The organism is Enterobacter sp. HSTU-ASh6 (assembly GCF_026319105.1).
Lineage (GTDB): Bacteria > Pseudomonadota > Gammaproteobacteria > Enterobacterales > Enterobacteriaceae > Enterobacter > Enterobacter sichuanensis.
Genome location: NZ_WSPD01000007.1, coordinates 111,623 through 130,410 on the forward strand (window position 1 = coordinate 111,623; position 18,788 = coordinate 130,410).

The following is an 18,788-nucleotide window of genomic DNA, read 5'->3' on the forward strand; positions in this document are numbered from 1 at the left end:
CTATGTCTTTTGCCGTACCGCGCGCGTTACCGTTGTCTTTACTGGCCGCCCTCGTCCTGGCGGGCTGTGCCGAAAAAGGGGCCGCTCCGCTGAAAAAAGGGGAGAAGCCCGTCGATGTGGCAAGCGTGGTACGGCAGAAAATGCCCGCCAGCGTGAAGGATCGCAACGCCTGGGCAGACGCGCTGGCAAAAACCTTTGAGAGCCAAAAGATTGCCCCCACTGAGGAGAATATCTGCTCGGTGCTGGCGGTGGCGCAGCAGGAGTCGATGTATCAGTCAGACCCGGTTGTGCCGGGCCTGAATAAAATTGCCTGGAAAGAGATCGACCGTCGCGCGGAATCCATGCATATCCCGGTATTTCTCGTGCACACCGCGCTTAAAATTACCTCGCCGAACGGCAAAAGCTACAGTGACCGGCTGGATACGGTGAAAACCGAAAAACAGCTCAGCGCCATTTTCGATGATTTCATCAACATGGTGCCGATGGGGCAGAAGCTGTTTGGCTCACTTAACCCGGTGCATACCGGCGGCCCGATGCAGGTGAGTATTGCGTTCGCAGAGAAGCATACTGACGGCTACCCGTGGAAAATCGACGGTACGGTGCGCCAGGAGGTCTTCTCCCTGCGCGGTGGACTGTGGTTTGGCACATATCATCTGCTGAACTACCCGGCGAACTACGATGAGCCGCTGTACCGCTTTGCCGACTTTAACGCGGGCTGGTATGCCAGCCGTAATGCGGCATTTCAGAGTGCGGTCAGCCGCGCAAGCGGCGTGAAGCTGGCGCTGGATGGCGATCTCATCGCTTACGGAAGCAGCGAGGCGGGAAGCACCGAACTGGCAGTACGGAAATTATCGACAACGCTTGGCATGAGCAACAGCGACATCCGCCGTCAGCTTGAGAAAGGCGACAGCCTGGCATTTGAGAAAACGGATCTGTACAGAAAGGTGTTTGCGTTGGCAGAGAAGAAAAGCGGGAAAACGCTACCGAGGGCTATCCTGCCGGGCATCCAGCTGGAAAGCCCGAAGATCACGCGTAACCTGACCACCGCATGGTTCGCAAAACGCGTGGATGACCGCCGGGCTCGCTGTATGGGGCTTTAATGGCGGCGGCGAAAGCGCAGAACTAACGCCACCATGCCGAGAATCATACACCCCGCGAGGAAGGGGATCAGACCGAACAGGGTGCTGACACCCAATCCAATCTCAACCCGCGGGCGTCCGTTGTCCTGGACCTGCATCAGGTGTTCGTAAACGCCTGGCGCATGGACCAGCATATTGAGCAGCTGCGAGCCGGCCCAGAAGCAGAACAGGACAAACAGGGCATAAGCGATATTACCCGCCGTGGAGGTTTTTGGTTTGCCGCCAAAAATCGGTTTCGACAATGTAAAGTCAGCCATATGACCTCCCGAAAATATCACTCTGTTTCAATAAGCCTCTTACGGGGTGAGTTTGACAGGTCATCGCATTTGTCAATATCAGAATCGTGGTAATTTCCCTGCCGGAATTCTCCTGGATTGTCGATTTCTGCAGCACATCACAATTTTGTCACTTAAGTGAAATTGCGTCGCGTTTCAGATTTTCCGCATCTGCCACAGACCTGACCGTAAAACTGTGAGAGGATGTCTTTTTTTCCTGCCGGAGTTGTTATGAAGCTCACGTCCAAACTACGCCGAGACTGGCACTACTACGCCTTTGCTATCGGGCTCATCTTTATTCTTAACGGTGTCGTGGGCCTGCTGGGATTTGAGGCAAAAGGGTGGCAAACCTATGCTGTTGGGCTGGTGACCTGGGTCATCAGTTTCTGGCTGGCGGGGTTGATTATCCGCCGTCGTCCTGAAGAGACGACAGCGGATGAGACGGAAACGGCGAAGAGAGCCGATTAACCGTTTACGGAACTTTTCAGCGCGCTGTCGGCGGCGTGACGCTCCAGCGCCAGTTCGATCAGGCGGGTGATCAGGTCTGAGTAGCTCAGGCCGCTGGCCTGCCACAGTTTCGGATACATGCTGATGTTAGTGAAGCCCGGCAGCGTGTTGATTTCATTGATCACCACCTCGTTTTCCGGCGTCAGGAACACATCCACGCGCGCCATGCCGCAGCAGCCGAGCGTCTGATAGGCGCGAATGGCGATCGCCCGGATCTTATCGTTGATGTCCGGATCGATAGCCGCAGGCACAACCACCTGGGCGCCTTTATCATCAATGTATTTGGTGTCGTACGAATAGAAGTCGCTGTTTAAAACCACTTCGCCGCAGGTGCTCGCCTGCGGAAAATCGTTGCCCAGAACGGCGCATTCAATTTCACGGCCTTTGATGCCCTGCTCAATCACCACTTTATGGTCGAACTCAAACGCCAGACGGACGGCCTCGGTGAACTGTGCCTCGTTTGTCACTTTGCTGACGCCCACGGAGGAACCCTGGTTGGCCGGCTTCACAAACAACGGCAGACCCAGCTGTTCGCTAATCTGCGCGAAGCTGTGTTTGTCGCGGTTGGCGCGGGTCAGGGTGACGAACGGCGCAATATTCAGCCCGGCATCGCGCAGCAGGCGTTTGGTGACGTCTTTGTCCATGCAGGCGGCGGAACCGAGAACATCCGAGCCGACGAACGGCAGGTTGGCCATGCGCAGCATTCCCTGCAGAGAACCATCTTCGCCCAGGGTGCCGTGAACGATTGGGAAAACAACATCAATCTGGGCGAGAGCCTGTGCGTTACCTGCGTCGATGAGCTGTCCCTTCACGACGCCGGGTACGGTGGCGACGCTAATTTCCGAAGGATTAAGGGCGATATGTGCCGGATCGTGGGCATTAAGCAGATACTGGCTGGCATCGTTAACGTGCCACTGGCCCTGTTTATCAATGCCCAGCAGCACCACGTCGAAACGGCTTTTATCGATCGCATCGACGATATTTTTGGCCGATTGCAATGACACTTCGTGCTCCGCTGATTTTCCCCCAAAGACAATACCTACGCGCTGCTTAGCCATCTCACTCTCTTCCAGTCTGACGAAAAGCCAATAACATACCACGATGCCCGGCGGGTTTCGCGACCTTCTGCCATAATGTTTTGGGGAATGTTGAGGGGGGCGAGTGAAAGTAAAAACGCTGCTGACCGTTTTGATTCTTATCGCAGTCGCAACGGTGGGTTACCACTGGTTGCCGCCTTACTACAACCCTTTCATACCGCTGACGCTTGACGACCCACCCGGCCGAATCACCCAGTATAAGCTGCGGCGTTTAACCCCCGAGGCATGCACGAGTCTGCTGTCCCAGGCTAACCAACGCGCACTAATCCGCTCCCAGCCGGTGGTGGACAGCGGCGGAGCGTGCCCGCTTAACAACGTCGTGCGCGTGCGCGATTTTGGCCCGGTCAGCCTGAACAGCAGTTTCCTTGCCAGCTGTCCGCTGGCGCTCGGCTCAGCGCTCTATATCCACCAGCAGGCCCGGCCACTGACAAAACGCTTTATGGGCAGTGACCTGACGCGCATCGATCACCTCGGCAGCTTTGCCTGCCGCAATATTTATCACCGCCCCGACGCGCGACGCAGTGAACATGCCACGGCGGAGGCGCTGGATATCGCCGCTTTTCGGCTGGCAAACGGAGAGCGCGTCACGGTGCTGAACGGCTGGAAAGGAGCAAAAACGCAACCCTGGCTAAAGGCCATGCTGGCGGCGAGCTGCGGCTATTACGGGAACGGCCTGGGGCCGGAGTATAACGCGGCGCATGCCAACCACTTTCATCTGGGGATGCGCGGTTTTGGGCTCTGCCGCTGAAGCATAATATTCCGTCAGAAAATGGATGAATTGTGACTTATTTCACAAATATGATGACTGGGAAGATAAAACACCAAAGTCTGTCAGGCCGCATCTCTGGTGCGACGTCAACACGCGTAACTTGCTAATCTGTCGGCGAATTCGCCTAAAAATGAAGACTGTTTCTTTATGGAATCCTGGAAAGTTAATCTCATCTCGGTCTGGTTCGGTTGCTTCTTTACCGGGCTTGCCATCAGCCAGATCTTGCCGTTCCTGCCGCTATACGTTTCACAGCTGGGGGTGACCTCGCATGAAGCGCTTTCCATGTGGTCCGGTCTGACCTTCAGCGTCACGTTTCTGGTGTCCGCGATTGTGTCGCCGATGTGGGGCAGCCTGGCCGACCGGAAGGGCCGGAAGCTGATGCTGCTGCGCGCGTCGCTCGGGATGGCGATCGCCATTCTGCTGCAGGCCTTTGCCACCAACGTCTGGCAGCTGTTCTTCCTGCGGGCGGTGATGGGACTGACTTCCGGGTATATTCCCAATGCCATGGCGCTGGTCGCCTCTCAGGTACCGCGTGAGCGGAGCGGCTGGGCGCTGAGTACGCTCTCCACAGCGCAGATAAGCGGCGTTATCGGTGGCCCGCTGCTGGGAGGCTTTCTGGCGGACCATGTCGGGCTGCGCGCGGTATTTATCATCACTGCGGTTCTGCTGGTGATCAGTTTTCTGGTGACGCTCTTTCTTATCAAAGAGGGTGGCCGCCCGGTTATCAGCAAGTCTGAACGCCTGAGCGGTAAGGCCGTGTTCGCCTCGCTGCCTTATCCGGGGTTGATGATCAGCCTGTTTGTGACCACCATGGTTATCCAGCTCTGTAACGGTTCGGTGGGGCCGATTCTGGCGCTGTTTATTAAATCGATGGAGCCAGACAGCAACAATATTGCGTTTCTCAGCGGGATGATTGCCGCCGTGCCGGGGGTATCGGCGCTGATTTCCGCGCCGCGTCTTGGAAAACTGGGTGACCGGATCGGCACCGCGCGCATTCTGATGGCGACGCTTTGCTTTGCGGTGGTGCTCTTTTTCGCCATGTCGTTTGTCACCTCTCCGCTGCAGCTGGGCGTCCTGCGTTTTCTGCTCGGCTTTGCCGATGGTGCCATGTTGCCTGCGGTACAGACCTTGCTGGTCAAATATTCCAGCGACCAGGTGACCGGGCGTATTTTTGGATATAACCAGTCATTTATGTATCTGGGGAATGTTGCCGGTCCGCTTATTGGCGCATCCGTTTCGGCGATGGCGGGTTTTCGTTGGGTATTTGCTGCCACGGCGATGGTTGTTTTAATCAATATTATCCAGCTGGCAATTGCGCTGCGCCGCCGCAGACAAATGGCGGAGGCGAAATCGGTGAGATAACCGTTTCGCTTTTTAATAGAAAAACGTTTCGCTGGTCGTGATGGGCATTTATTTTTGTGCCCACATCACTTTTGCATACCATAATAAATATCTTCTCTTTGCATAACCGATTCAGAATGCTAACTTCAGACAAAACTGATAAGGAAATAGCACGATGAAAAATCTGATTGCGGAATTGCTGGTCAAGCTTGCACAAAAGGAAGAGGAATCAAAAGAGCTGGTCGCCCAGGTCGAAGCGCTGGAAATTGTAGTTACCGCGCTGCTGCGACAGATGGCGAAAAGCGAGCAACAGGCGTTGATCGAGAGCGTGGAAGGTGCGCTGGAGAGCGTCAGGCCTGAATCGCAGGTGCCGGTTGAGGATGCAGAGATGCTTCATCAGTACGTAAAGAAGCTGTTAAGGCATCCGCGCAGCTAAACCGTCACAGGACGTAACGACGTGTCATAGAATTGTCATGCAGGATGCCTATAGTCGCTCTGTTTTTATTTTTATGTATTTGTACATGGAGAAAATAAATTGAAACAGAGCGCACTTTTCATTGCATTACTTCCCCTGTTATTTACCCCTGCCATTTATGCTGACACCCACCAGACCCGCGTGCTGGATAATCGTGCAGCAAAAGGGGATATCACCCAGCCTGGCGGGGCGCGCCGATTGTCGGAAGATCAAACCGCCGCTATTCGCGCTTCGCTTAATGAAAAACCCGCGAAAAATATTATTCTGCTTATCGGCGATGGAATGGGTGATTCCGAAATCACGGCGGCGCGAAATTATGCTGAAGGTGCGGGCGGCTTTTTTAAAGGTATCGACGCATTACCCCTGACCGGACAATATACCCATTATTCGCTGGATAAAAAAACCGGTAAACCGGATTACGTAACCGATTCGGCGGCCTCGGCCACGGCGTGGTCCACGGGCGTGAAAACCTATAATGGTGCGCTGGGTGTCGATATTCACGAAAAAGATCATCAAACGATTCTGGAGATGGCAAAAGCAGCAGGGCTGGCAACCGGCAACGTCTCCACCGCTGAGCTTCAGGACGCAACACCTGCGGCGCTGGTGGCCCACGTCACCTCCCGTAAATGCTATGGCCCGTCAGTGACCAGCGAAAAATGCCCCACGAACGCGCTGGAAAAAGGCGGCAAGGGTTCCATTACGGAACAGCTGCTGAATGCGCGTCCTGACGTCACCCTGGGCGGCGGCGCGAAAACCTTCGCGGAGACCGCGACGGCGGGCGAGTGGCAGGGCAAAACGCTGCGCGAGCAGGCACAGGCTCGCGGCTATCAGCTGGTGAGCGATGCCCGCTCTCTGGCGGCGATAACCGAGGCGAACCAGGACAAACCGCTACTGGGGCTTTTCTCCGACGGCAACATGCCCGTGCGCTGGGAAGGGCCAAAAGCCTCTTATCACGGCAATATCGATAAGCCTGCCGTGACCTGTACGCCTAACCCGAAACGCACTGACAGCGTACCGACGCTGGCGGCGATGACCGATAAAGCGATCTCGCTGCTGAGCAAGAGCGAAAAAGGATTCTTCCTGCAGGTAGAGGGCGCGTCGATCGATAAGCAGGACCACGCGGCCAATCCGTGCGGCCAGATTGGCGAAACGGTCGATTTGGACGAAGCGGTGCAGAAGGCGCTCGCGTTCGCGAAAAAAGAGGGTAACACCCTGGTGATCGTCACCGCGGACCATGCGCACGCCAGCCAGATCATTCCGGCGGATACCAAAGCCCCGGGCCTGACGCAGGCGCTGAACACCAAAGATGGTGCCGTCATGGTGCTGAGCTATGGCAACTCGGAAGAAGAGTCCATGGAGCACACGGGCACCCAGCTGCGCATTGCCGCCTACGGCCCACATGCGGCCAACGTGGTCGGGCTGACCGATCAGACGGATCTGTTCTACACCATGAAGGCGGCACTGGGTCTTAAATGATAAAAGCCCGGCGGAAATCACATCTGCCGGGTGGTTTTTTTCCTGTCACGAACCAGACTTACAGGGAATGTTCACAAAAGGATGGTGCAATGAAAACAACATTACTGGTCACTCTGCTTTCTGGTCTGTTCCTGGTCGCATCAGCGAACGCGGAAGAGAAAACGTTAACGCCGCAACAACAGCGTATGACCACCTGTAATCAACAGGCGACGTCTCAGAGTCTGAAGGGGGATGCCCGTAAGACCTATATGAGCGACTGCCTCAAAAACGGTGCTTCGAAGCCCGATGAAAAAAGCCTGACGCCGCAGCAGCAAAAAATGCGCGAGTGTAATGCGAAGGCAACCGAGCAGTCCCTGAAAGGGGACGACCGCAGCAAGTTTATGAGTGCCTGTCTGAAGAAAAAAGTGTAGTTCTAACGGGTGAGCGGCTCCGGCGGCTCACCCGAAATTTCATACTTTCCCCGCAGACCCCCTCTCTATAATTTGGGAAAATGTTTCAGAATATTCCCAAAAATGATGAATGATGAAACGTATTACAACAAAAAGCGCATTCGGGAAGAGTGGAATTTAACCCTTTCTCAGGATGACCCTCACCGAGCCGGCATTCAGTTTGCCCGGCGGGTTCGGCTGGCGCGCGCTGTCGGGCTGGCAGTCATGTTTTTTCCCATTGCCGGAATGCTGGTCACCCATTTCTTACCCGGCGGCTGGTGGCTGTTACTGGTGGGGTGGTCCTTCGTCTGGCCCCATTTCGCCTGGCAGCTTTCCTGTCGTGCCGCTTCACCGCATCAGCAGGAAATCTTCAATCTGAAGATCGATGCCATTATCGCCGGGTTCTGGATTGGTCTGATGGGGATGAATGCGTTGCCCACCGCCGCGCTGGTGATGATGGTGGGGATGAATATGATGGGCTCTGGCGGCTGTCGTTTGTTTGTTCCGGGGATCTTCCTGACACTGCTTTCCGCGCTGGTGACGCTGCCGCTGGCCGGACGGATAGTTTTCTTCACTCCCGATCCGGTGGAGTGGGGGTTAACGCTTCCCGTACTCGTGCTTTATCCCATGCTGTTTGCCTGGCTCAGCCACCGCACCGCCGTCAGGCTTGCAGAGCATAAACGGCGGCTGGAAATGATGAGTACCCGCGACGGCATGACCGGGGTCTTTAATCGTCGGCACTGGGAAATGCTGCTGCGAAATGAATTTGAGCAGTGCCGCCGCAACCACTGCACCGCCACGATACTGCTGATCGATATCGACCATTTCAAGAATATCAACGACACCTGGGGGCACGATGTGGGCGATGAGGCGATCATTGCCATTACGCGCCAGCTGCAGATGTCGGTGCGGGCAGGGGATGCTATCGGCCGCTTTGGCGGGGATGAGTTTGCGGTGATTATGTCGCAGACCGCGGCGGAAAGCGCCATCGCCGTCATGTCCCGGGTACACGAGCGGCTGGAAAAACTGTCGTTACCGTGCGCGCCAAAAGAAGCGCTGCGCATAAGCGTAGGCGTTGCCCCCTGGGGGCCGCAGTTTGGACATTATCGGGAATGGCTGAAGGCGGCTGACGTCGCGTTGTACAGGGCGAAAAATGCCGGGCGCAGCCGCACCGAAGTGGCTGCCTGACGCCCGGCGGAGGTCATCAGGATTTACTCAGCTTCTCTGATTTTTCCATGCATTTTGCCATCGCTTCAATGACCGCCGAGCGGAACCCGCGCTCTTCCAGCACCCGCACCGCTTCGATGGTGGTACCGCCCGGAGAGCAGACCATATCTTTCAGTTCACCAGGGTGTTTGCCGGTCTCCAGCACCATTTTGGCGGAGCCCATGACGGCCTGGGCGGCGAACTTATACGCCTGCGCGCGCGGCATACCGCCAAGCACCGCGGCGTCGGCCATCGCTTCTAAAAACATAAAGACATACGCAGGGGCAGAACCACTCACGCCGACCACCGGGTGGATCATCGGTTCGGCAATCACTTCCGCCTCACCGAAGCAGCGGAAGATGTTCAGCACATCGGCCACTTCCTCTGAGGTCACCAGGGCGTTTGGCGTGACGGAGGTCATGCCGGCGTTCACCAGTGAAGGGGTATTGGGCATCGCGCGGACGATTTTGCGGTCGTGGCCCAGCGCGCGCGCCAGCTGATCGAGCGTAATGCCAGCGGCAATCGACACCACCAGCGTCTCTTTATTCAGGCTGGAGGTGATGTCGCTCAGCACTTTGATCATGATGTTCGGCTTAACGGCACCAAAGACGATATCGGCGACCTGGGCCACTTCCTGCGCGCTTTCGGCGGCGTTGATCCCGTATTGATCGCGCAGCGCGGCGACCTTGTCCGGTGACGGGGTATAGACCCAAATCTGACCCGGCAGCACCTGCCCGCTGGCGATCAGGCCGCCCAGAATGGCTTTGCCCATGTTACCGCAGCCGATAAACCCGATTTTCTTGTCCATCACGATCCTCCGTCATTATGCGTTGTTTTCTCTGATTGATAGCTTAACAACGAAATGCAGGCGACAATAGTCGGCAGAGTCATTATGGGGAGACAATATGGCGATTTGGGTTGATGCGGACGCGTGTCCGAATGTGATTAAAGAGATTTTGTTTCGCGCTGCCGAGCGCGTTCAGATGCCGCTGACGCTGGTGGCGAACCAGAATATTCGCGTACCGCCTTCGCGGTTCATCCGCTCGTTGCGGGTTCCTGCGGGGTTTGACGTGGCGGACAACGAAATTGTGCGTTTGTGCAGCGCGGACGATCTGGTGATCACGGCGGATATCCCACTCGCCGCTGAAGTGCTGGAGAAAGGGGCGGCGGCGCTTAACCCGCGCGGTGAACGTTACTCGCCTTCGACCATTCGGGAAAAGCTCACGATGCGCGATTTTATGGATACACTGCGGGCCAGCGGCGTCCAGACCGGCGGACCGGACAGCCTGTCCCAGCGCGATCGCCAGCAGTTCGCTGCCGAGCTGGATAAATGGCTGCTGGAAGTGAAGCGCCGTACTGCGTAATGATAATTATTGTCAATTTGTGGTACAGTGTGACCTCCACAGGGTTGTCATCCCGTACCGCTTTGCAGTAAAGTAATCGCAACATCTTCTGCAATTATTTCTTTACACTCTTCAGCCATCCGGCATCAAGGGGAACACCTGGTTATGACCCAACCCATCTTTTTAGTTGGCCCCCGCGGCTGTGGGAAAACCACCGTTGGTCTGGAGCTGGCACGCGTGTGTCATCGCCAGTTTGTGGATACCGACCACTGGCTGCAAACCGAGGCCGGTAAAACCATCGCTGACATTGTTGAGCAGGAAGGGTGGGAGAGTTTTCGCGCACGCGAAACGGCCGCGCTGAAAGCAGTCACCACGCCATCAGCGGTGATTGCGACCGGCGGAGGCATTGTTCTGGCAGAGTGTAATCGTCGCTTTATGCGCGAAAAGGGGATTGTTATCTATCTCAGCGCGCCAGTGTCGGCCCTGGTCGGGCGTCTGGAGGCGTTTCCGGAAGAGGGGCAACGCCCGGCGCTGACCGCCAGACCGCTCAACGAAGAGGTGAGTGAAGTGCTGGCCGAACGCGATGCCCTGTACCGCGAAGCGGCTCATCACATCGTGGATGCGTCAGCGGCGCCCGAAGACGTTGTGATTCAGATTATTACCGCCCTGCGATTGGCGTGTGCCAGCTAAGCGGCGTCTATACTTATAGCTCAGACATAATAGAAGGATGAGCTATGCCAACCAGACCTCCCTATCCGCGTGAAGCGCGCATTGTTACCGTTGAAAAAGGCCAGACGGGTCATACCGTGACCTGGTATCAACTGCGTGCCGATCACCCCAAACCGGACTCGCTGATCAGTGAACACGAAACTGAACAGGAAGCGCTGGATGCGAAACGGCGCTACGAAGATCCCGACATAACCTGAATGTTTTCCTAAACGCTCCAGAATCGTGCCTGAATCACACTTTTTACTCATCGGGAAAGTTAAGCAGGAGTTAATATTTAGTTATTACAAGTAACTCCGGTATCGGCAGGCGATCTTTACATTTCGATGTCGGGATCACCTGCTACGCTTGGTGCTGTTTTGTTGAAAAAACGAACTGTGCAGCGTAGTGAGCCTGTACCTGTGTGCACGATGTTGGAGTAATGGAAGGCGATAAAGATGAAGGCAACGTTGGCGATCCTCACCATTGGTGTGGTCCCTGTAAGCGAAGTGTTACCGCTCTTAACCGAGCATGTATCTGAACAACAGATAACGCATCTCAGCCTGCTGGGCAAGATGAGTCGGGAAGAGGTCATGGAAGACTACGCTGTAGAGGCGGGGGAGGATCCCCTGGCGACGTTATTAAGTGACGGTAAACTGGCGCATGTTTCCCGCCAGAAGATCGAGCGATCGCTACAGGGCGTGATAGAAGTGCTCGATAATCAGGGTTATGACGTGATTTTGCTGATGAGTACCGCACCCATTAAGGGACTCACGGCGCGCAATGCGATTTTGCTGGAGCCGATGCGGATCATACCGCCGCTGGTGGCCTCGATTGTTGATGGTCATCAGGTGGGGGTAATTGTCCCCATTGAGGAGCTTATGGACAATCAGGAAGCAAAATGGCACGTACTTGAAAAAGTGCCCTTATATGCACTGGCCAATCCTTTCTGGGACAGTGAGGCCAAACTCATTGCCGCCGGGAAGGAGTTACTCGAGAGAGGGGCCGATGTCTTGATCCTGGATTGCCTGGGTTTCCACCAGCACCACCGTGATTTACTGCAAAAAGCGCTGGATGTGCCCGTGCTGTTATCCAACGTTCTGATGGCTCGCCTGGCCTCGGAGCTTTTGATGTAATGATTTTGCGTGACAGGTGATGAGCATGGCCCCTATAGTGAATTTTTGTCTAAAAATATAAGGGCCAGTTCATGCTTCAGAGTAACGAATACTTTTCCGGTAAAGTGAAATCCATTGGTTTTACCAGCAGCAGTACTGGCCGCGCCAGTGTTGGCGTGATGGCGGAAGGGGAGTACACCTTCGGCACGGCGGAAGCGGAAGAGATGACGGTGGTCAGCGGGGCGCTGAACGTCTTACTGCCGGGTGAAACGGAATGGAAAGTTTACGCTGCCGGACAGGCTTTCAACGTGCCTGGCCACAGTGAGTTCCATCTGCAGGTCGCTGAACCGACCTCTTATTTGTGCCGCTACCTGAAATGATTTTATCCCCTCTCCCCCATGGGGAGAGGGTTAGATGGAATTATCTCTGCGCTTCGCCGCCGAGGCCTTCCACCAGATTCTGAATCAACGCGGCCAGCTCGCCGGTCATCAGGATGAAGTCCGCGTCAAAGCGCTGGGCGTAATCTTCCCTGTCGATATCTTCGTTCTGATCGCGCAACTCATCGCAGAACTTCAGACGCTTGATGGAACCATCGTCGCACATCACAAACTGAATACGCTGCTGCCAGTCGAGCGCCAGTTTTGTCACCACTTTGCCCGCTTCGATATGTACGGCGATCTCGTCGCTCACCAGATCCTGCTTTTTCGCACGGATCACGCCGCCATCTTCCAGCAGAGCTTTTAGCTCGGCTTCATCAAGGATCTGGAATCCCTGCGCCGCCGCACCGCTGCGTACCCATTCGGTCAACGTTAGCTCAATTGGCGTCTCCAGCGCCAGCGGAACGACCGGTAAAGAGCCGATACTTTTACGCAGCAGGGCCAGCGTATCTTCCGCTTTTTTCGCGCTGGCGCAGTCCACCATGATCAGCCCGTTAACGGTATCGATCCACATCATGGTCTGGCTGAAGCGGCTGAAGGCGCGCGGCAGCAGTGAGTGCAGAACTTCGTCTTTCAGCGAATCTTTTTCGGTTTTTTTCAGCTTGCGGCCCTGCTCGGCTTCCAGCTTGAAAATTTTCGCTTCGAGCGCCTGCTTCACCACCGGCGTGGGCAGAATTTTCTCTTCTTTACGGGCGCAGACGATGATTTGACCCGTGCTGCTGGCGTGGGTCAATGCATCGCTCTGTGAACCCATTGGCGGAACCCAGCCGGTTTTTGCCATATCCTGGCTACCGCAAGGGGAAAAGGTATAAGCGGCTAACTGTTTTTCCATCTCTTCTGCACGCAGCGAAACGTCGCGGCTGAGACGGTAAACCATCAAATTTTTGAACCACAGCATGATAATTTCCACGGCCTTGTCGTTAAATCAGCGGGCATGATAACGAATTGTCGCATCGCTTGCATTGCTAATCGGGAAGCGTGCTTCTACTCTGTTGATAATCAAAATAATGAGGAGAGTCTTGTGCGTATTGGGATTGATTTGGGCGGCACCAAAACCGAAGTCATCGCGCTGAGCGAGCAGGGCGAGCAGCTGTTCCGCCACCGTTTGCCGACGCCGCGCGATGATTATCACCAGACTATCGAGACGATTGCCACGCTGGTCGGGATGGCAGAGCAGGCGACAGGGCAAACCGGCAGCGTCGGGATGGGGATCCCAGGGTCGATCTCACCGTATACCGGGGTGGTTAAAAACGCCAACTCGACCTGGCTCAACGGCCAGCCATTTGATAAAGATTTAAGCGCGCGCCTCAACCGTGAAGTGCGTCTGGCTAACGACGCTAACTGTCTGGCGGTCTCTGAGGCCATCGACGGCGCGGCAGCCGGCGCCCAGACCGTGTTTGCCGTCATTATTGGTACCGGCTGCGGCGCGGGCGTGGCCTTTGGCGGTCGCGCCCATATCGGCGGTAACGGCACCGCAGGCGAATGGGGGCATAACCCGTTACCGTGGATGGATGAAGACGAACTCAAATACCGCACTGAAGTCCCGTGCTACTGCGGAAAACAGGGCTGTATTGAGACGTTTATCTCCGGCACCGGTTTTGCGACCGACTACCATCGTCTGAGTGGTCAGCCGCTCAAGGGCAACGAGATCATGCGTCTGGTCGAGGAGCAGGATCCGGTGGCGGAGCTGGCCCTGAGCCGCTACGAAATGCGTCTGGCGAAATCTCTGGCGCATGTGGTGAATATTCTCGATCCGGACGTGATTGTGCTGGGCGGCGGCATGAGCAACGTCGACCGGCTGTACGCCACGGTACCGACGCTGGTGAAGCAGTGGGTCTTTGGTGGCGAGTGTGAAACCCCTATCCGCAAAGCTGTCCACGGTGACTCCAGCGGCGTGCGCGGCGCGGCGTGGCTGTGGCCGGAATGAACGCAAAACGGCAACGCAAGTTGCCGTTTTTAATGTTTGTACCCTCTCCCTGTGGGAGAGGGCCAGGGTGAGGGCACCAGACCGCACCATCCCACCATTTATTCCACCGCAAACACCTTATCCAGCCTGCTATACCCCAGCCCGTTAATCTTCTTCACCTTGATCTGCACCGGAATACGCTCTTTCATCGCCTCAACGTGGCTGATCACGCCGATGGTTTTTCCGGTGGCGTTCAGCGCATCAAGCGCATCCAGCGCGGTATCCAGCGTTTCGCTGTCGAGCGTGCCAAACCCTTCATCCAGGAACAGCGAATCGATCCGTGTTTTGTGACTCACCAGATCGGAAAGCGCCAGCGCCAGCGCCAGACTGACCAGGAAGCTCTCGCCGCCGGAGAGGGTACGGGTATCGCGCACCGCATCCGCCTGCCAGGTGTCGACCACTTCCAGCTCCAGCGCGTCACTGGCCTTACGCTGCAGCAGGTAGCGCCCGTGCAGGCGGTTAAGCTGCTGGTTGGCAAGCCAGACCAGATTGTCCAGCGTCAGCCCCTGCGCAAACTTACGGAATTTGTCGCCGGTGCTGGAGCCGATAAGCGCGTTGAGATATCCCCAGTCGTCTGCCAGACGCGCAGCCTCTTCAATTTGCTGCATCAATGCCAGCTGATGCTGCCGATTGTCGCTGTCCTGCTTAAGCTGTTGGCGGATCTCGCCCTGATGGGTGGTGTTTTCCCGAAGCTGTTGCGCCAGCTGCTGCAACTGGGTTTGCAGCGTGGGCGCGTCGGTGTCGAGCCCTTCCGGCCGCAGCGCCAGATGAGACTGCAGCTGCTGGTTAGCTTGTCCGCACAGCGCCGCGGCCTGCTGGATCTGGTTTTCCAGCGTCTGTTTCAGCTGTTCGAGGTGACGAAGCGTGGCTTCGTCCAGCAGCGCAGCAAGAAACGCATCCTGGTCGGCAAAACAGCTTGCGGAGAGCGCTGCGGTGAATTGTGTCTGCGACTGCTGCAGGCGCGCTTGCTCCAGCGCTTCCTGCTGCTGCTGTGCACTAAGCTGGCTTTGCAGCGACACGCACTCGTCGTGGATGGCGCGCCAGTCATCCGGAATAGTCGCTTCAGTGTCTTCACCAGGGCTTACCGGCAGCGCGTCGAGCAGCGGCTGCAGAGCGTTCATTCGTTCCTGAAGCACACCCTGCTGCGTTTGCTTCTCCTGCCACTGGGCGAATTCAGCCTCACGGGCCTGCAGCCAGGCGGCTTCATCTCCCTCTTCCGGGACGTTAAGTGATAATGAGAACAGGGTGTGCTCCAGCGCCTGTCGCGCGCTGGTCAGCTGCTGCTGATACTGCCGCTCCTGTGCTTCCTGTTCATGTAGCTGGTTTTGCAGGGTCAGACGCTGACTGAGCTGATAAAGCTGGCGTTCGTAGTGTTCCTGCTCATTCATCCATGGCGCGATATCGTCCTGAATCGTTAACGCGACATTCAGGGACGCGCAGGTTTCCTGCCACTCTTTAGCGAGCGCTTGCTCTTCCTGCGACAGCGTCTGCGCGTCGTCTGTCTCACGCTGGATCTGCTGAGTGAGAGCGTTGACCTGTCCCAGCACCAGCAGGCCTTCCTCTTTAAGCGAGGCGACCTCTTTTTCCAGGGCATCACGGCGGCGTTGATTATCCGTCAGTTCAAGCGAGCGGTATGTCTCCACGGCAGGATGCTCGCTGGAGCCGCACAGCGGACAGGGTTTGCCTGCCTCAAGTTGAGAACGGTAATGCTCCAGCTTCTTAATTGTCGCTTCGGTTTCGCACAGGGCTTTCAAATCGAGATAGTGCTGGTTTTTCTCTTTGTACTGCTGGCGGCGCAGCGTCAGCGTTTCAGTGAGCTTCGCCTGTTCCGCCTGGGCTTTTTGCAGGATTTGCGCATTCTGAAGCAGACGTTTTTGCAGTGGCTGATAGCGCGCATGAAGCGACGTTAGCCGCTGGCGCAGCGGGCGCGTCCGGGACTGTTGCTCCATGGCGGCGCTCACCTCATCGGCGGTCAGCGTCAGCGTGTTTTCCGGCATCTCTGCCAGCTTCTGGCGTAGCTCAGCCATTCGTGCGGCAAGGGTGGCGATGTGCGTTTTATCGCGGGTCAGCTGGCTGAATTGCGCGCGCCAGCCGGCAATTTCCTGGCCCAACAGGCGATAGCGTTCGTGCTCCGCCAGCCACTGCGCCAGTGCGGTCAGTTCGGTCTGAAGCTGCGCGTGATTACGCAGAGCGGTATTGCGGATCCGCGCACGCAGCGCGGTTCTGGATTGTAAGCGAGTATTTACTTCGATAATTCGCTGCCGGGTTTGCGTCAGACGCGCGGTTTGCTCCTGCAGATGTTCCCAAAGCGGGCGGAGCTGGGCGGCTGGCTGAGCAAGCTGGAGTTTGGCCAGTTCAGGCGCAGCGTCCGTCAGCGCCTGTTGCGCCTGCTGCTGCATCGCGGTGACACGCTGCTGCTCGCGCACCAGTTCATCATGGCGCGTAAGCCACTGAAAATCTTTCTGCTGGGTTTGCTGCTGTACCAGCAGGGTTTTCTCTTCGTCAGTAAGTGCCTGCAAACTTTGCTGTAACTGCTGCTGTTGCTCTTCGCTCAGCAGCACGACGCCCGCCGCCTGCGCCTCACACTTTTCAAGCCTACTGCGAGCGGATTTATGTTTCTCAAAGACCATGGCGGAGATCTGGCCGTAGATCTCGGTGCCGGTCAGCTCTTCCAGCAGTTCAGCCCGATCGCCCGGTTTGGCATTGAGGAAGGCGGCAAATTGTCCCTGAGAGAGCAGCATTGAGCGGGTAAAACGGCCATAGTCCAGCCCGGTGAGGGCGGCAGTTTGCTCCAGCTTATCCGTCACTTTGTCGGCCAGGATTTTGCCATCTTCGCAGCGCGCCAGCTCCACACGCGGCGCCTGCAGGTTGCCGTCAGGCTGATTGCGCGCCCGGTTCTGGCTCCAGAAAGCGCGATAGGCCGTCCCTTTTACCTCAAACTCAACCTCGGCCAGACACTCGGCGGTGTCGCGCGTCATCAGATCATTTTGCGCCTGAGAAACCTTACTCAGACGTGGGGTTTCGTGATAAAGCGCCAGGCAGATGGCGTCGAGCAGGGTGGTTTTGCCTGCCCCGGTCGCACCGGTAATGGCAAACAGTCCGTTGCTGGCAAAGGGCTCAGCGGTAAAGTCAATTTTCCACTCGCCCTTGAGGGAGTTGAGATTTTTCAGGCGCAGGCTCAGAATTTTCATGCGTTTTCATCCTCATCATTGAGCGCATGCAGGGTATGGGAGAACAACTCGCTGAGCCTTGCGCGCTTCGCGTCGTCTATCTCCTCCAGCGAAAGCCTGCGTTCGAACACCTCTTCTACCTTCAGCTCGCTGAGGGTTTCACGCCGGGCGCTGAGCAGAATTTTCTCGCGCTGCTCGCGGCTGCGGCGCACCAGTAAGACTTCAACCGGCAGATCTTCAGTCAGCGCCTGGATTTTTCGCTGCATATCATGCAGGTAGTCATCGGTGGTGATTTCGATGTCCAGCCAGATGGGGGGATCCTGCTCGACATCGCGCCACTGCTCCAGCTGGGCGGTAATGGCGTCGAGATCGCCTTTCAGCACCGCCAGTGGCTGAGTGACCGGAACGTCCAGCGTCTCGACGGCGCTGAGTTTTCCGTCGCAGAAGCTCACCAGATGCACGGATTTGGCTTTACCCGTTTCATCGAAGCTGAGTGAAAGGGGGGAGCCGCAGTAGCGAATGTGTTCGCAGCCGCCGATAACCTGCGCGCGGTGGATATGCCCAAGCGCAATGTAGTCCGCTGGCGGGAAGTTTTGCGCCGGAAAGGCGTCCAGCGTGCCGATATAGATGTCACGAACGGCGTCACTTTTACTGGCCCCGACGGTGGTGAGATGCCCGGTCGCAATCACCGGAATCGGCTGTTCGCCGCGCAGGGCGCAGGCTTCGGCGTACTGCTGGTGATAATACTCGGTGATGGCCTGTAAAAGATGTTGCTGTTTTTGTGCGCCTGACAGCCCTGCCTGGCTTTGCACGATATCGCGGGGACGTAAAAACGGGATAGGGCACAGTACCGCCCCAGGTGTACCGTCCCGTTTTTTCAGGATCTGCGGGGCGTGCCCGGCGCTGGCGACGACGGTGGTATTAAGAAAGGCCAGGATGTCGCGGGATTCGTTGAGCGTCGCGACGGAATCATGGTTACCGGCGACAATCACCAGATGACAGCCGGTTTGCTGCAAATTCACCACGAAGCGGTTATACAGTTCTCGCGCATAGCTGGGGGGAGAACCGGTATCAAAGATGTCACCCGCCACAATAATCGCGTCCACCTCATGCGCCTGGGCCATTTCCAGCAGCCAGTTCAGGAACGCGTCATGTTCAGCCGCACGGCTTTTGCTGTAAAAATTTTGACCCAGATGCCAGTCCGAGGTGTGAAGTATGCGCATAGCTGATCCGTGGCAAAAAAGAGAAAGCAGGATTATAAACCTTCAGGGAAGGGAAAATAACCGCTGTAATAAAACAACAGTTTGGCTATTGTCGTGGTACTGTTTTTCATAAATCT

Annotated in this window: 20 protein-coding genes; 14 read left to right on the plus strand and 6 right to left on the minus strand. The window is 56.5% G+C overall.

The features are described from left to right. Positions 1 to 2 precede the first annotated feature (2 nt). The gene (locus GM298_RS10660; protein WP_025756227.1) at positions 3 to 1,100 is read left to right on the plus strand and encodes a DUF1615 domain-containing protein; all 1,098 of its coding nucleotides are present in this window, start codon (positions 3 to 5) and stop codon (positions 1,098 to 1,100) included. Here the strand turns inward: GM298_RS10660 and GM298_RS10665 are convergent. Next, the gene (locus tag GM298_RS10665) at positions 1,097 to 1,396 is read right to left on the minus strand and encodes a DUF2755 family protein (RefSeq protein ID WP_045285199.1); all 300 of its coding nucleotides are present in this window, start codon (positions 1,394 to 1,396) and stop codon (positions 1,097 to 1,099) included. The two genes, GM298_RS10660 and GM298_RS10665, sit on opposite strands and share 4 nt — an antisense overlap. A gap of 249 nt (positions 1,397 to 1,645) precedes the next feature. Here GM298_RS10665 and GM298_RS10670 point away from each other — a divergent pair, with 249 nt between their 5' ends. Further along, positions 1,646 to 1,882 (plus strand): DUF2754 family protein, encoded by a 237-nt coding sequence (locus tag GM298_RS10670; protein ID WP_025756225.1) that lies wholly within the window; start codon positions 1,646 to 1,648, stop codon positions 1,880 to 1,882. Here GM298_RS10670 and ddlA read toward each other — a convergent pair. Continuing rightward, positions 1,879 to 2,979: a D-alanine--D-alanine ligase gene (ddlA, locus tag GM298_RS10675; protein WP_095441172.1), complete on the minus strand. Its 1,101-nt coding sequence runs from the start codon at positions 2,977 to 2,979 to the stop codon at positions 1,879 to 1,881. The two genes, GM298_RS10670 and ddlA, sit on opposite strands and share 4 nt — an antisense overlap. 103 nt (positions 2,980 to 3,082) lie before the next feature. On the opposite strand from ddlA, the gene GM298_RS10680 reads away from it, so the two are divergent. The 6 genes from GM298_RS10680 to adrA all read left to right on the plus strand — a co-directional run bounded on the left by GM298_RS10680 (position 3,083) and on the right by adrA (position 8,695). After that, positions 3,083 to 3,766: an extensin family protein gene (locus GM298_RS10680; RefSeq protein ID WP_266154094.1), complete on the plus strand. Its 684-nt coding sequence runs from the start codon at positions 3,083 to 3,085 to the stop codon at positions 3,764 to 3,766. A gap of 168 nt (positions 3,767 to 3,934) precedes the next feature. After that, a complete protein-coding gene (locus tag GM298_RS10685) occupies positions 3,935 to 5,149 on the plus strand; it encodes a multidrug efflux MFS transporter (RefSeq protein WP_095449279.1) in 1,215 nt (404 codons plus the stop codon). 154 nt (positions 5,150 to 5,303) lie between these two features. After that, positions 5,304 to 5,564 (plus strand): anti-adapter protein IraP, encoded by a 261-nt coding sequence (gene iraP, locus GM298_RS10690; protein WP_045285202.1) that lies wholly within the window; start codon positions 5,304 to 5,306, stop codon positions 5,562 to 5,564. A 99-nt stretch (positions 5,565 to 5,663) separates the two neighbouring features. Then, positions 5,664 to 7,079 (plus strand): alkaline phosphatase, encoded by a 1,416-nt coding sequence (gene phoA / locus GM298_RS10695; protein WP_045285203.1) that lies wholly within the window; start codon positions 5,664 to 5,666, stop codon positions 7,077 to 7,079. Positions 7,080 to 7,168: 89 nt separating this feature from the next. Continuing rightward, entirely contained in the window at positions 7,169 to 7,489 is a 321-nt protein-coding gene (gene psiF, locus GM298_RS10700) for a phosphate starvation-inducible protein PsiF (RefSeq protein WP_047957859.1), read from the plus strand. Positions 7,490 to 7,591: 102 nt separating this feature from the next. After that, a complete protein-coding gene (adrA, locus tag GM298_RS10705) occupies positions 7,592 to 8,695 on the plus strand; it encodes a diguanylate cyclase AdrA (protein ID WP_025756218.1) in 1,104 nt (367 codons plus the stop codon). Positions 8,696 to 8,711: 16 nt separating this feature from the next. On the opposite strand, the gene proC is transcribed toward adrA, so the two are convergent. Continuing rightward, positions 8,712 to 9,521, minus strand: a complete 810-nt coding sequence (gene proC, locus GM298_RS10710; RefSeq protein ID WP_025756217.1) for a pyrroline-5-carboxylate reductase — start codon at positions 9,519 to 9,521, stop codon at positions 8,712 to 8,714. A 97-nt stretch (positions 9,522 to 9,618) separates the two neighbouring features. Between proC and GM298_RS10715 the strand changes: the two genes are divergently transcribed. From GM298_RS10715 to ppnP, 5 genes are all read left to right on the plus strand, one after another. Beyond that, entirely contained in the window at positions 9,619 to 10,077 is a 459-nt protein-coding gene (locus GM298_RS10715) for a YaiI/YqxD family protein (protein WP_045285205.1), read from the plus strand. Positions 10,078 to 10,221: 144 nt separating this feature from the next. Further along, positions 10,222 to 10,746: a shikimate kinase AroL gene (aroL, locus tag GM298_RS10720; RefSeq protein ID WP_094918613.1), complete on the plus strand. Its 525-nt coding sequence runs from the start codon at positions 10,222 to 10,224 to the stop codon at positions 10,744 to 10,746. 44 nt (positions 10,747 to 10,790) lie between these two features. Next, entirely contained in the window at positions 10,791 to 10,982 is a 192-nt protein-coding gene (gene yaiA / locus GM298_RS10725) for a protein YaiA (RefSeq protein WP_008503272.1), read from the plus strand. A gap of 237 nt (positions 10,983 to 11,219) precedes the next feature. Beyond that, positions 11,220 to 11,897, plus strand: coding sequence for an AroM family protein (locus GM298_RS10730; RefSeq protein ID WP_008503271.1), 678 nt, complete (start codon positions 11,220 to 11,222; stop codon positions 11,895 to 11,897). Between the two features lie 71 nt (positions 11,898 to 11,968). Beyond that, positions 11,969 to 12,256, plus strand: coding sequence for a pyrimidine/purine nucleoside phosphorylase (gene ppnP / locus GM298_RS10735; RefSeq protein WP_025756214.1), 288 nt, complete (start codon positions 11,969 to 11,971; stop codon positions 12,254 to 12,256). A 40-nt stretch (positions 12,257 to 12,296) separates the two neighbouring features. Here ppnP and rdgC read toward each other — a convergent pair whose 3' ends face one another. Then, complete coding sequence (gene rdgC / locus GM298_RS10740) at positions 12,297 to 13,211, minus strand: recombination-associated protein RdgC (RefSeq protein WP_025756213.1); 915 nt, start codon at positions 13,209 to 13,211, stop codon at positions 12,297 to 12,299. Between the two features lie 123 nt (positions 13,212 to 13,334). On the opposite strand from rdgC, the gene mak reads away from it, so the two are divergent. Next, the gene (gene mak, locus GM298_RS10745) at positions 13,335 to 14,240 is read left to right on the plus strand and encodes a fructokinase (protein ID WP_032672414.1); all 906 of its coding nucleotides are present in this window, start codon (positions 13,335 to 13,337) and stop codon (positions 14,238 to 14,240) included. A 98-nt stretch (positions 14,241 to 14,338) separates the two neighbouring features. On the opposite strand, the gene sbcC is transcribed toward mak, so the two are convergent. Together sbcC and sbcD are read right to left on the minus strand one after the other, a co-directional pair. Further along, positions 14,339 to 17,470: an exonuclease subunit SbcC gene (gene sbcC / locus GM298_RS10750; RefSeq protein WP_266154095.1), complete on the minus strand. Its 3,132-nt coding sequence runs from the start codon at positions 17,468 to 17,470 to the stop codon at positions 14,339 to 14,341. After that, entirely contained in the window at positions 17,467 to 18,672 is a 1,206-nt protein-coding gene (gene sbcD / locus GM298_RS10755) for an exonuclease subunit SbcD (RefSeq protein WP_266154096.1), read from the minus strand. Before sbcD ends, sbcC begins: the two co-directional genes overlap by 4 nt. Positions 18,673 to 18,788: the final 116 nt, after the last annotated feature.